General features: G+C 58.8%; 10 protein-coding genes. 5 read left to right on the plus strand and 5 right to left on the minus strand.

Going from position 1 to position 12,808, the window contains the following annotated elements:
• Positions 1-250: 250 nt before the first annotated feature.
• The 4 genes from SFU85_07070 to SFU85_07085 form a co-directional block, all read right to left on the minus strand.
• On the minus strand, positions 251-1,960 hold the full coding sequence (locus SFU85_07070; GenBank protein ID MDX6766535.1) for a hypothetical protein: 1,710 nt from the start codon (positions 1,958-1,960) through the stop codon (positions 251-253).
• 129 nt (positions 1,961-2,089) lie between these two features.
• A complete protein-coding gene (locus SFU85_07075; protein MDX6766536.1) occupies positions 2,090-3,994 on the minus strand; it encodes a response regulator in 1,905 nt (634 codons plus the stop codon).
• A 252-nt stretch (positions 3,995-4,246) separates the two neighbouring features.
• Positions 4,247-6,058 (minus strand): SulP family inorganic anion transporter, encoded by a 1,812-nt coding sequence (locus tag SFU85_07080; protein ID MDX6766537.1) that lies wholly within the window; start codon positions 6,056-6,058, stop codon positions 4,247-4,249.
• Positions 6,059-6,410: 352 nt separating this feature from the next.
• Positions 6,411-8,033: a PAS domain S-box protein gene (locus SFU85_07085; protein ID MDX6766538.1), complete on the minus strand. Its 1,623-nt coding sequence runs from the start codon at positions 8,031-8,033 to the stop codon at positions 6,411-6,413.
• Positions 8,034-8,146: 113 nt separating this feature from the next.
• Between SFU85_07085 and mscL the strand changes: the two genes are divergently transcribed.
• Positions 8,147-8,608 (plus strand): large conductance mechanosensitive channel protein MscL, encoded by a 462-nt coding sequence (gene mscL / locus SFU85_07090; protein ID MDX6766539.1) that lies wholly within the window; start codon positions 8,147-8,149, stop codon positions 8,606-8,608.
• Positions 8,609-8,648: 40 nt separating this feature from the next.
• Here the strand turns inward: mscL and SFU85_07095 are convergent, their stop codons facing one another.
• Complete coding sequence (locus SFU85_07095; GenBank protein ID MDX6766540.1) at positions 8,649-9,404, minus strand: inositol monophosphatase family protein; 756 nt, start codon at positions 9,402-9,404, stop codon at positions 8,649-8,651.
• Positions 9,405-9,512: 108 nt separating this feature from the next.
• Here SFU85_07095 and SFU85_07100 point away from each other — a divergent pair, with 108 nt between their 5' ends.
• The 4 genes from SFU85_07100 to SFU85_07115 are packed head-to-tail and all read left to right on the plus strand — an operon-like array spanning position 9,513 to position 12,787.
• Positions 9,513-11,258, plus strand: coding sequence for a sodium:solute symporter family protein (locus tag SFU85_07100; protein ID MDX6766541.1), 1,746 nt, complete (start codon positions 9,513-9,515; stop codon positions 11,256-11,258).
• Positions 11,259-11,273: 15 nt separating this feature from the next.
• On the plus strand, positions 11,274-11,468 hold the full coding sequence (locus tag SFU85_07105) for a hypothetical protein (protein MDX6766542.1): 195 nt from the start codon (positions 11,274-11,276) through the stop codon (positions 11,466-11,468).
• 59 nt (positions 11,469-11,527) lie between these two features.
• Positions 11,528-12,463 (plus strand): DUF1460 domain-containing protein, encoded by a 936-nt coding sequence (locus tag SFU85_07110; GenBank protein MDX6766543.1) that lies wholly within the window; start codon positions 11,528-11,530, stop codon positions 12,461-12,463.
• A 57-nt stretch (positions 12,464-12,520) separates the two neighbouring features.
• Positions 12,521-12,787: a YhbY family RNA-binding protein gene (locus tag SFU85_07115; GenBank protein MDX6766544.1), complete on the plus strand. Its 267-nt coding sequence runs from the start codon at positions 12,521-12,523 to the stop codon at positions 12,785-12,787.
• Positions 12,788-12,808 lie beyond the last annotated feature (21 nt).

The following is a 12,808-nucleotide window of genomic DNA, read 5'->3' on the forward strand; positions in this document are numbered from 1 at the left end:
CTGCGCAAAGCATCGGCCAGAACTTGGAAGGAGCTGATCTCAGCCCTCAAAGAAGCCATCGAATCCTTCACCCCGGAGCACTGTGCCAACTTCTTCTCTCATGCCAACTACGAAGCTAATTAAGTGGAAAGTGCTCTAACTTGCTCTCATGCTCGCTCCCTCCCCTTCACAGTGCACGAGAATGAGAACGAGCGGCTGATTAACGGCAAAATGCTCTAGACTAAAGGCCGGGGGCTCATCTCCGATCGGATCAGGCTGCCGGGGCAGAATCTTGAACTTCGGTGGGCGGCTCAACCTCCGTCATCGTTTCCGACACGTCCTCAGAGCCACCACCCTCAGCCAAATCAGCCCCGGGTCGTGTTGCGACTTCCGTCACAGGTTCCTCCGGGATCACTTCCGCAATTTCAGGCCCAACTGCGTCTGGATTGATGATCGGGGTTTTCTTGTCTTTCTTGGCCACCTTGGATTGTTTGGCGGGCGGCGGCACCTGCGGACGTCGAGCGGCCTCAAATCCCTTGCGGGCAAAGTCTATGACATGTCCCTCGCGCAGCAGCCACATGAGGTCGGTCGCCATGGCCGATTCTGCCTCCGCATCCGTTCCGCCCGAGGCGGCGAGGCGTTCGGCCACCAAGTCCTTCCACTGCTCGGCCCGGGGCGTTTGCGCATGGGCTTCCAAATACGATAGGATCCCCTTGATTCCGTCCGCCACCGGCATGTTCTCACGCTCGAGGTAACGGGGACGGACCATGGAAATGTAGGTGATCTTCTGGTGGGCCTTGAAGATATGGAGGCCCTTCGAGGTCAACTGCCGACCCAGCGTGTGGGCCAGGGACAACGGGAAGCGGCGTAATTCTTCCAATGTGCGACGCGCCAGCTCCACCACCAGTGCAGCCGAGCGTCCCAGCGCCACCGGCCCTGGAACGATCGCCTTCTCGCGAATGGCCACAACCGAAGCTTTGAGATGATGTTCACGGAAATCCTGTTCCACATCGGCCAAGGTGGCTAACTTGCGTGCCTCCCCGCCCTCGGGAATTTCCAAAGAGTAGAATTCGTCGCGGCTGCTTTGCTCTTCTTTCCACTTCTGCACCAGGGCTTCTTCCCGTTCCACCCGGATGCGCGCCTTGAAAGTCTCGAAGGGCATGTTGGCAAACCGTTCATTGTACAAGCGGAGCATCTTGGCCTGATAATCGTGGTAATTGGGTGGACCCAACACCGTGCCGCTCATGCCACAAACGGCGACAAATGAAAAATTTCCCTTGGGCGGCTCCACCGCCACCCGTTCCCGGCGGTAAAACGTTTCCAAGTGGTGTGCCAGGACATGGGCCACCGCTTCACGCTCACCGGTCCAGAGACTGCCGTCGATTTTGACCTGATAAACGGCAGGCGATTCCGGGGACGCACGGCGGAACTCCACCCGGTAGCGGTCGGGCTTCTCCAAGACCAGCCAGGCCAGATCAAAAAGCGGGTAAGCCTTGAGGTCCGTCTTCATCTGGCGCGCAATCCCTTCGACTCCATGCGACTCGGGAAGAAATTGCACCGTCCAACCCTCGAGGACGGGGGCCTGCGGCGCGCGGTCACGCTCCCCACGATCAAAACGACGATCTCCACCCCGCGGCGCTCCGGAGCGTTCCGGACGGGAACCACGGGCCCCGGAATCCCCGCGCCTCGGCCCTGCACCCTGTGGTTGAGCGCCCGGCTTGCGGGAATCATCCCGACGCGCTGGTCCGGACGTTCCCCGTCCGCTATCGGGGCGGCGCTGGGAACGAGCGCCCCGGCCATCGCGGTCGGAACGAAAGCCATCGCGTCCGCGATCCCCTCGCCCGCGTGGCTCCTCGCGCTCGGCCAGTCTGGCCAGTCGTTCGGTGGTATCTTCTTCTTTGGCCCAGGAAGGCAGGAAACTGCGGGCCAGATCCATTTCCAGGCTGCTCAGATCGGATACGGGGGCGGATTCATCGCTCATGCCCCCTGATCCTAAAAGGTTCCGCGGGGAATGGAAGCGATTCCGCCATTGATCGAAGCGGTCCACCCAAACGTCACATTCGTCATTTGGAAGACAATTTGATGCGCATCCAGCAGCAAACCACCTGAATCATCCTCCGGACCTGTCGGCCAGGACCTTTCGCACGATTTCTTCAAGCTGTTTGGGTAGGAACGGCTTTTGAACAAACCCCGCCAACCCTTTACCTGTGAATCGATTGATCGCTTCCTGCTCGTTGTAACCACTCATCAGAATGACGGCCACCCCCGGGTTCAACGTCCGCATGGACCGGAACGCTTCTTCTCCGTCCATATGCGGCATGGTCAGGTCCATCAGCACCAAACGGATCGACGCGCCATGGATCCGGAACTTCTCCACCGCATCCCGACCATCGATGGCCATCAGGCAGGTAAAACCCCACCTTTCAAAAAGCCGTCCAACCATGCTCCGGATAGTCTCTTCATCATCCACCAAAAGCACCTTCCCCTCGCCACTCCAAACCGGCAACGGCTCCTGGACGCTGTTCTGCTGATCCAATTTCGGTGTACAGGTCGGGATCAACATCTTGAAGGTCGTGCCCCGCCCTGCCTCACTGTAAACCCGGATCGCGCCCTTGTGGCCTTTGATGATTCCCAAAACCGCAGCCAGTCCAAGTCCTCGGCCGGAAAACTTCGTAGTAAAAAATGGGTCAAAGATCCGCGAGAGGATATCCTGGGACATCCCACAACCCGTGTCGCTGACCTCGATAAAAACATAGTCGCCCGCTGCAAGACCGGGGGCCCCGAACGTGTTTGCCAAGTAGTCGGTGTCAACGCGGGTCACTCCCGTGTTCAGGGTTATGAACCCGGAGCGGTCCCCAATGGCATCGGAAGCGTTGATGACCAGATTCATCACCACCTGGCGCAATTGGGAGGCGTCCCCTTCACAGGGGGGCAGATCATGTCCGAGATTGAAACGAATAACCGCTTTTTTGCTGATCGAAGACTGGATGAGGTAGGTCGTTTCCTCGATCAGTTTGCTCATGTCGATTTGAGTGATGACGAAGCGCCCCTTGCCCGAGTAGGCCAGCATCTGGCGGCAAAGATCCGCCGCACGCAGAGAAGTCGTTTCAATCTGCTTGAGATGGACTTGGGCAGGATGCCCCTCGGGCAGATCCATCTGGGCCATGGCCGCGCTGCCCAGCATACCGGTCAACAGGTTGTTGAAATCATGGGCAATCCCACCTGCCAGTACACCCAGACTCTCCAGCTTCTGGGTCTCCTGGATCTGACGCTCAAGAACCAACTGCTGGTCGGCTTCCTCTTTCTGGCGTGAGATGTCAACGGCAAATCCAACCCAACGGATGGCGCCTACTTCCACAGAAACCGCCTTGAACATGAAAGGGCGGAATTCACCTGATAGGTTCATCAGGCGGCATTCGCCCTCCATGTGGGAGCCGCCGAAATGACCTTCCCTCCACAGCCGCACCAGATGGTCCAGGTCCTCCTGGTGGATCGCCCTTCGCAGCAGGGCATCGGGTGGTGCCTGAGCCGAGTCACCAGCGAAACGGTAGAATGACTGATTCAAAAAATCCACCCGGCCCTTGGCGTCTGCGGCGAAAATGATCAATGGCAGATGATCGGCCAGAGTGCGGAAGAGCGTCTCACTCAAGCGAAGCTTTTTCTCTGTCTCCCGTTGCTCATCTACCTGCGCTTGCAACTGACGTGCCAATTCCAGCGCTCCCGGCATTTTCACCGCCTGGGGCAGGTAGCGCACCAAAGCAAAAACCGTCCCCCACGAAACCGCCGCCGTCACGGCATTGGCCAAGCCCGATAAACGATACCATGGATGCCAGAATAAAGTCGCATTGATCAAATGCCCGACACCGCAGCTCAAAATGAAGGCGGCAAACAACCAATACAATTTTGGAAAATACAACGCCTCACGCCTGCGCCAGTAAAAAATGAAAATCGAAGCCGGTATGGCAAAATAGGCCGTGGCAATCAAGAGGTCGGCAATGATGTAGAACCACCCCATCAGCGGCGTCCAATTGCCACACTCCCATCTCGGAGGAAAACTTGAGGTATCAAAAAGGAAATCTAGAAATGGCATAATCTAACCCAATAAGCTGACCCAATGATGGTCAATTAGCCTAACTAAAAAATATATCCCTTTTTAGTGGCAGGCAAGGCTTATTCTGAGGATTGCCTGCCGCCAACAGACTGAACCCTCATGAGTGCCGCTAATAAAACTTGATTAGCCGCTCTAATTGACTAGGAGGCTTCAGGACTATGGATTCATCAGGTTGTTGGGGTGTTTGTCGGGATCGTAATAGATCTTCACCTCGGCCTTGACGTCCCCCAGAAGTTCTTGCGCCCGCCGCAAAGCGTTGCGGGTGGAAACATTCGGGTTGTCGGGCGATCCCATGAAGAAATTTTCACGTCCCAACACCTCGATCAATCCCGAGCGCAGGAAGACGCGGTACACTTCCTTGCGCGCCCCGCTCACAATCAGGTGCCGGCCCTGTTCGCGCAGGTAACGGATCAACTCCTCCAATGCACTCACACTCGTCGCATCAAGGTGGTGTGCGTTCTTGAGCCGCAGAATGATCACTTTCAGGTCCGGATCCTCGCTGACAAACCGCACCTGGTCGCGGAACAGCTCCGCCGCGCCGAAGAAAAGATCCCCTTCCACATGCACAATCGAAATGCGAGGGTGGGCGCGGGTCGACTTGTCCGCGATTTCATACAAGTTGCCCTGGTCGTTGAAACTGTATTCGACCAGTTGTGGTGAAGAGGCCTTGCGCAGAAAGAGGATGATCGAGACCGCGACTCCCAGGTAGATGGCGAAGTCGAGGGTGAAAAACAGGGCGCTGCCCAGGGTCACGAGGAAAGTGATCCGGTCGGAGCCGGTGGAATTCAACGCGATGCGGATCTGTTTTCCATTGATCAGGGAAACGCCCACCATGATGACCAAAACGCCCAGCACCGGACGTGGGATATGGTGCAGCCATCCACTCAACAACAGGGCCCCGGCCGCAACCAAGAGACCGCTGATCCAGCTCGAAACCGGACTGGCGGCATGACTCGACCAATTCAACACGGATCGTGTCAGGGAACCGGAAGCCGGCATGCCTCCGAGAAAAGCGCTGGCCGTGTTGGCCAAACCCAAACCCAGCATCTGCTGGTTGGCGTCCATCCGGTCGCCGGAACGGTTGGCCAGAGATTTGGCGATCGAGCTGGTTTCCACCAAACTGAGGAAGGCCACGGCCAGAGCGGCACTGGCCAGTTGGCTGAGGGTACGAAAATCCGCCCAGGGCAGGTGGATGATCCAACCGGGCCCGACAGGCGATGCGATGAATTCCAGATTCCAGCCGATTATTTGCAGGTACGATCCCAGAACAGACATGACCAGGAGGGTCGCGGCCACAGCGGGGACTTTTTTGACCCGCTGCTGGAAAGCCAGATAAAACAGCGCGGTGGTGGCCCCCAGAAAAAGACTTTGCCATTGGGTGTCTCCGATCCGGGCGATCGTCAGTTGGAGGACGGCGAAGAAACTGGCCGCATCTCCGGTATCAAAACCCAACACCGCATGGATTTGGTTGACGATGATCAGTGCCGCTGCGCCGGTGATATAGGCGGTGACCACGGTCTGGGAGACATACTGCACCAAACCGGCCACGCGGCAGAAAGCCCCCACCACCAGAAACAGCCCGACCAAGAGAAGGAAAACAGGCATCACGACCATGTGATCGACCCCGGCGGGCAGCACCATCAATCCACTCAGTACCAAAACCGCAGTGGCATTGGTGGGCCCAAGCATGACATATCGCGAACTGGAGAAAAAAGGTCCAACCAGGGATGCCACAGCGCTCGTGAAGATCCCATATTGGGCGGGAAGGCCGGCAATCATCGCGTAAGCGATCCCTTGGGGGAAGTCGAGCAAAGCCACATTACATCCGGCCCGCAGGTCACGCAGGAAGAGGAGACGGTGGTAGCCCCGCAGCGACTCTCTCAATGGGAAAACCCGCAGGTTGCTCTTGGCTGCCAGCGAACGGCCCATCAGCCAAAGGCGGGCAGGCCAATCCGAAATCTTCCTCATGCTTCTCCCAATATGCCCCACCCCTCCGCCCTGGAAAGGGCAAAGCCGGAAACATCAGGGCTCAGTCGGTGGCTGGGCCGGCGGCTGGACCGGAGCAGCTTCGATCGCCGGGCCAACCGGCTGGAGGTGCTGGTCCAAAAATGCCCCGATCTCCCGCGGTCCGGCCCCCGGAGACAGCCACTCGCCCGAAGGATCGGGCTTTTCGCGGAGGTTTCCGGTTCCATTTCCCTGCCCGGTAACGGTGGGCGGCGAAGCCAGCTCGGTCCGTTCAGTTTCATGTATTGAATGATCCCGACGGCACCCGCTCAGCATTTGCAGGCCGACCAGGCACCATCCGGCCAAACCCATCCATCTAACTCGGCAGCAGCTCATCCAGCAGTTTGCGGAGGCTTTCCGCTCGGTAGGGCTTGGAAAGTGAGGCATCGAATCCATAATCACGGAAATTCTGGATCGCGTGGTGGTTGGTGAAGCCGCTCGAGACGATCACCCGGACCTGGGGGTCCAGTTTCTTGACCCGCTCACAAATCATTTCTCCCCCAACCCCGTTCGGCACGATCAAATCGGTGATGATAACATGATAGGGCCTCTTGATCCGGCAGGAGGCGCGGAACTCCTCAACCAGTTCGTCGCCATTGCTGGTCGCCACTGCCTCATATCCCAGCTGGACCAACAGGGCCGTCGCGAATTCCCGCACGAATTTTTCGTCATCCATGATGAGGATGCGGGCGCGTTTTTCTGCCCGGGTGTCGGTGCGCGGAAGCTTTTTCGTCGGCTCTTCCGTGGTCACCACGGGCAGATGAATCACCGCCTCGGCACCGGTGCCCGGCTTGGAGTGGATGCGCAGGGTTCCGTGGTGCTCGCTGATCGCGGCCAACGCACTCGACAGACCCAGCCCCTGATGCCCTTGCTTGGTGGTGAAATAGGGCTCAAAGATGTGGCTGATGTGTTCCTCGCGGATGCCGGTGCCCTGGTCGCGGATGCGAATCACCGCGTACTGTCCCGGTTTGAGCAAAGCGCCGCTCTTGTCCATGCGTTCGTTCACCAGGTCGATCCGGATGATCCCGCGTTTGTCCATGGCCTCGACCGAATTGGTCAGTATTTGATCGATCGCTGCCGCCAAGACTTCCCTCGATCCGCCGACCAGCATGTCCCGCTCGGGCATGTAAATTTCTGGGCGCGCCAACCCCCCGGACGGCACGCACCGGCCCAGGCTGTCGCGCAGCAGGTCCTGCAGACACACCATCTCTGTGGATTTCACGTTGCTGGTGCCCAGGGACATGAGCTGTCCGACGAGATTGTGTGCCTTGTCCCCTTCGTCGGTGGCATCTGCCAACAGCTTGGCCTCCGGACTTCCCGGCTTCAGCAACTGACGGGCCAGGTTCACTTTGTCCAGAATCGCATCGATCCGGGCATTGAAGTTCTCGCTCACCTTTTCGGATACAGTCGCCACCGATTGCATCCGTTGTGACTGGAGCAATTCTTCTTCCATCCGTTTGCGGTCGCCAATGTCCCGGGCCACCAAAACGATGCATTCCACCTCCCCCCCCTCGTTCCGCACGACCGTCGACCGGGATTCCAACTCGACCCAGCGGCCGTCTTGGTGCTTCATGCGGTACTCCACCTTGCGGCCGACACCGGTCTGCACGGATTCGCGGAAAATCTGTTCCACCTTTTCCCGGTCATCGGGGTGGATTTCCATGAACGAATTGGTGTTGGTCAAAGATTCTGGACGATAACCCAGCGTTTCAAAATAGGCCTTGTTGTTCCAAATCCGCTTGCCCGAGGGGTCGATCACCGCCAAAAGGTCGGCGATGTTTTCGGTGATCAGGTGGTAGAGCGCGATGCCCTTGTCCTGCTGATCGCGATAGGCCAACAGCTCATTGTGCTGCAAACGCAGTTGGAGATACTTGGTCTTGAGCTGTTCCAGGCTGATGTCGGACAGCGAAACGCTTTCGGTATCTTCGGGCCTTGACACAGATTGCAATTAAACGCCTTTTCCGTGCCAATTACCAGTGGAATGCGTCAAGGAATTTGACACACAGGTGCTCCCGGGCTTGATCTTCCTCCGGAAGCTGCCAGAAATCCACCATGCAAATCATCAAGGAATTCAAGGAGTTCATCACGAAGGGCAATGCCTTTGATCTCGCCATCGGCGTCATTGTCGGCGGTGCCTTCGGCCCGGTCGTCGATTCCATGGTCAAGGACCTGATCATGCCACTCGCCTCACTTGGCGTTGGGAGGGTCAATTTCGAGAATCTCTATCTACCACTCACGCCCAAGGGCGTGGAAGCGGTGAAGTTGGCCGTCGACCAGGGCACCGCCCTGCCCACACTTGCCCAGGCCCGCGACCTTGGCGCCGTGCTGCCCTACGGCAATTTCCTCAATAGTCTTGTGACTTTCTTCTTCCTCATGCTCGGGGTCTTCGTCTTGATCAAGTCGGTCAACACCCTGCGCCGTCCGGCACCCACCTCCGCACCGGATCCCGCTCCCCCGGCGCCCCCTCGCCAAGAGCTTCTCTTGGAGGAAATCCGCGATCTATTGAAAAAGTAACGCTGGGCCGAGTACTGCCATTCGGCCGTCGATCATCGGTTCAGGTCATGGGCAGATCCATGACCCCGTTCCAAGCCTTGATGTGGTAATGATGCGGTTCGTCCCGCGGGGTCAGAACGACCCTGCCGCCGGCCTCCTCCAGCAATAACTGCCCGGCTGCGATGTCCCAAATCTTGATTCCCTGCTCTATGTAGGCATCCATCCGCCCTGCGGCTATGTAGGCCATATCGAGCGCCGCGGACCCCATCGCACGCAGCTTGCGTGCCCGGCGGCCATAAAACTGGTACAACTCCAGGCATTTCTCCACGCTCTCCGCACTCTTGGAAAAACCCAGGGCCAGAATCCCCTCGTCCAGCCTCTCCCTCCGGCTGGCCCGGATTGCCCGCCCATTGCACATCGCCCCGCCACCCTTGGTGGCCGAAAAACATTCGTCCCGCATCGGATCATACACAACCCCCACCTGCGTCACCCCCTCCTGTCGGAAGGCTATGGACACACAGAAATGGGGCAATCCGTAGGCCAGATTCACCGTGCCATCGATCGGATCGAGAATCCATTCCGCACCTGATCCCCCGCTGCCGGATCCACCCTCTTCCCCCAAAATCGCATGATTAGGAAATGCCTCCAGAATGCGCTTTTCCAAAAGCTGCTGCGTTTCCACATCCAATTGGATCTTCAAATCATGATGATGGGATTCATTCACCACGACATCACTTCCGCACTGGCTCCGAATCAACTGCCCGGCTTCTCGGGCCGCCGATTCCGCCACTCCAAACATCCGTCTGAAATCACTCATCGCGCAACGATGCCGTCCCGCGCGTGAATCCCAAGCCGAAAAGCCCGTTCCTCGCCATCTTTTCCAACCCATGCTTGACCGCTTGGACCATCGCCCTAAACCCAAATGATGGCTTTGACATCTTCCGCCGCTAGCACGGCTTCCGCGATCGAACTTCACTTAAGCCCCATCGACTATTCCATCCTCTCGATCTACTTCCTTTTCGTCCTCGGAATCGGCTTTGCCCTCAAACGCGGAATGAAGGGCGGAGCCGCCTTCCTCACCTCGGGCAAATCCATCCCCGCCTGGGTCACCGGCCTGGCCTTCCTCTCCGCCAACCTCGGGGCCCAGGAGGTCATCGGCATGGCGGCGTCCGGGGCCAAGTACGGCATCATGACCAGCCATTTCTACTGGGTCGGGGCCATCCCTGCCATGGTCTTCCTCGCCATCTTCATGATGCCCTTTTACTACGGTTCCAAGGCCCGCTCTGTTCCGGAATACCTCAAACTCCGCTTCGACGAAAAAACCCGGGGCTTCAATGCCATTTCCTTTGCCTTGATGACCATCTTTTCCTCAGGCATCTCGCTGCACGCTCTGGCCAAGCTCCTCGAAGTGCTGGTCCACTGGAACTATTGGACCTGCGTGGCCGTTGCGGCCTCCATTGTCCTCGTCTACATCTTCCTCGGCGGCCTCACCTCGGCCATCTACAACGAGGTACTTCAATTCTTCATGATTGTCATCGGCTTCACGCCACTCGTCTTCCTCGGCCTCAAGGACATTGGCGGTTGGACCGCCTTGAAAGAAAAACTCGTCCCGGTCGCTGTGGAAAAAGGCTTCGAAGCCGGAACCTGGACGCACTCATGGATCCACCTCAGCGGGCCCGCGGAAAATCCCATGGGCATCGGCTGGTTCGGTCTCGTCATGGGCCTCGGATTCGTGCTCTCCTTTGGCTACTGGTGCACGGACTTCCTCGTCGTGCAACGCGCCATGGCCGCCGACTCCATGGCCGCCGCCCGCCGCACCCCACTCATTGCCGCACTGCCGAAAATGCTCTTCCCCGCCCTCGTCATCCTCCCCGGCATAATCGCCATCGCCCTCCATCACCAAACCGGGGGCACGTTCCTCCCCACCGGAGCCGACGGCACCCCCGACTACAACATGGTCATTCCCGCCATGCTCGCCCAGTATTTCCCCACCGGCTTGTTGGGGATCGGGTTCACCGCCCTCATGGCCTCCTTCATGGCCGGTATGGCCGGAAACGTCACCGCTTTCAATACCGTCTGGACCTACGACATCTACCAAAGCTACATCGCCCCCAACCAATCCGACACCCACTATCTCTGGATGGGACGCTGGGCCACGGTCTTCGGCATCCTCGCCAGCATCGGAGCCGCCTTTCTGGCCTCCCAGTTCAACAACATCATGGACATGCTCCAGCTGGTTTTTGCCTTCGTCAACGCCCCCCTCTTCGCCACTTTCCTCCTCGGCATGTTCTGGAAGCGCACCACCGGCCACGGCGCCTTCTTCGGCCTTGTCGGCGGCACCGCCGCCGCCGCGATCTTCCACGGCCTTTCCCTCGCCGCCCATGGATCCCCCGGCATCAAGGGCGCCTGGATCGCCCCGAAAATCCTCTTCGCCAGCGAAATGGGCCAAAACTTTTGGATGGCCACCACCGCCTGGACTGCCTGCTTCCTCCTCACGCTCGCCGTTTCCTTCGTCACCCCCCGCACCAAATCCGACGCCGAACTCGCCGGGCTCGTCTACTCCCTCACCCCCAAACCAGACGCCGCGGCCGAACCTTGGTACAAACGGCCGGTTGTTCTCGGATTGGCCATCCTTGCCCTCACCCTTCTCCTCAACATCCTCTTTGCCTGACAAACTCCATACGCCATGAACTTCGACCTCCGCATACCCCTGGGCCTCATGTTCCTCATTTTCGGTCTCATCCTCACCGGAGCCGGATTGTGGGGTGACCCGGCCTGGACCACCAAATCCCTCGGGCTCAACCTCAATCTGGGTTGGGGTCTCTTCCAGATTGTCTTCGGCCTCGCCATGGCCCTCCCCGCCCTGCGCCGCAAAGAGTGATCACATCCCCCGGTTTTGTCATTTTCCTCTCCCCTCCATCTGCGGTAGCTTCGCCCCCCATGTTCCCAGTCCTCGGTCTCTTCATACTGCTGGCCACCACCAGCCCCGCACCCCCCACAGCTCCCTCTCCGTCGCCCCCCTCTGTTCAACCCGAATTCGCGCCCCATTCCCAACCCGCGCTCCCCTTCGAAACCGTCTTCGTCGGACTCTCCCGTTTCGAGGGCCTCCTGAAACGCGCCCAAGACGAAAAATGGGAGACTCTTCCGATTGGCGAACGCACCGCCACCATCGGCCGCGCCCTCACCGGCACCCCCTATCTCAGCCACACTCTGGAAATCGACGATAAAATCGAGGCGGCCTCGGTCAATTTCAGCGGCCTCGACTGCTGGACCTTCTTCGAAACTGCGCTCGCCTTGGCCCGCCTTCTCGACCTCCCGGAGAAAAGCCGCACCCCTGACAATCTCCTCCACTTCATCGAACTTGACCGTTACCGCGATGGCCGATGCACCGGGGCCTACCTCTCCCGCCTCCATTACCTCGAGGATTGGGGCGCGGACAACCACCGCCGCGGTCTCGTCCAGGACATCACCGGTGATCTCGGCGGGGTGGAATATGAGAACGTCTGCCGGGAGATGACCATCCTCTGGCGTGGCTACCGCTACCTGCGCGCCACCCCCTCGCTCGTCCCCGCCATCACACGCGAGGAAAGCCGCATCCAAAAACTCAAAACCCTCTACATCTCCAAGGGCAAAGTCGCGGCCATGGAGTCCAAACTCCAGAACGGCGACATCATTGGCATCGTCAGCCGCGATGGCGGACGCCTCTCCACCTCGCACGTCGGCCTGGCTTTGCGTGACAAAAAAGGCGTCCTCCGCTTCATGCACGCCAGCTCGACCCGCGAGAAGCGCAAAGTCCTCATTGATGACCGCCTTTCCGACTATCTGGCCGGCAACTATGGCCAGGCCGGCATCACCGTCTGGCGTCCTCTGAAATAGATCCACCCCAATAATTCCTTTGGATTCGCCCCCGTTTCGCGATAGGTTCAGTCATCTGTGACCCAATACACCCAGACCGGTCTTGAACGCCGAGGCCTCCGCAGTCGTGCCCAGACTCTTGCGGCCAGTGTGCGAGTCGGTCAGCACGGCATCGATCCCGTCCTGGCCAACGTCGAGACCGCACTTCAACACCATCACTTGGTCAAAGTCCGCTTCGACGGCCTCAAGGAACAAAAACAAGAACTTGCCCTATCATTAGCCGAGAAACTCAACGCCGAACTCATCCAAGTCATCGGCCACAACGCCGTCCTCTACCGTCCTTGAAACCCCATTTCGAACCCCTTT

The sequence above is a fragment of the Candidatus Methylacidiphilales bacterium genome (assembly GCA_033875315.1).
Lineage (GTDB): Bacteria > Verrucomicrobiota > Verrucomicrobiia > Methylacidiphilales > CAZTYG01 > JANRJG01.

Bases quoted from the DNA above. Each gene is read 5' to 3' on its own strand.
- SFU85_07095 (MDX6766540.1), bottom strand. From the start codon at position 9,404: ATGAGTGATTTCAGACGGATGTTTGGAGTGGCGGAATCGGCGGCCCGA.
- SFU85_07100 (MDX6766541.1), top strand. From the start codon at position 9,513: ATGGCTTTGACATCTTCCGCCGCTAGCACGGCTTCCGCGATCGAACTT.
- SFU85_07110 (MDX6766543.1), top strand. From the start codon at position 11,528: ATGTTCCCAGTCCTCGGTCTCTTCATACTGCTGGCCACCACCAGCCCC.
- mscL (MDX6766539.1), top strand. From the start codon at position 8,147: ATGCAAATCATCAAGGAATTCAAGGAGTTCATCACGAAGGGCAATGCC.
- SFU85_07105 (MDX6766542.1), top strand. From the start codon at position 11,274: ATGAACTTCGACCTCCGCATACCCCTGGGCCTCATGTTCCTCATTTTC.
- SFU85_07070 (MDX6766535.1), bottom strand. From the start codon at position 1,960: ATGAGCGATGAATCCGCCCCCGTATCCGATCTGAGCAGCCTGGAAATG.
- SFU85_07075 (MDX6766536.1), bottom strand. From the start codon at position 3,994: ATGGGGTGGTTCTACATCATTGCCGACCTCTTGATTGCCACGGCCTAT.
- SFU85_07080 (MDX6766537.1), bottom strand. From the start codon at position 6,058: ATGAGGAAGATTTCGGATTGGCCTGCCCGCCTTTGGCTGATGGGCCGT.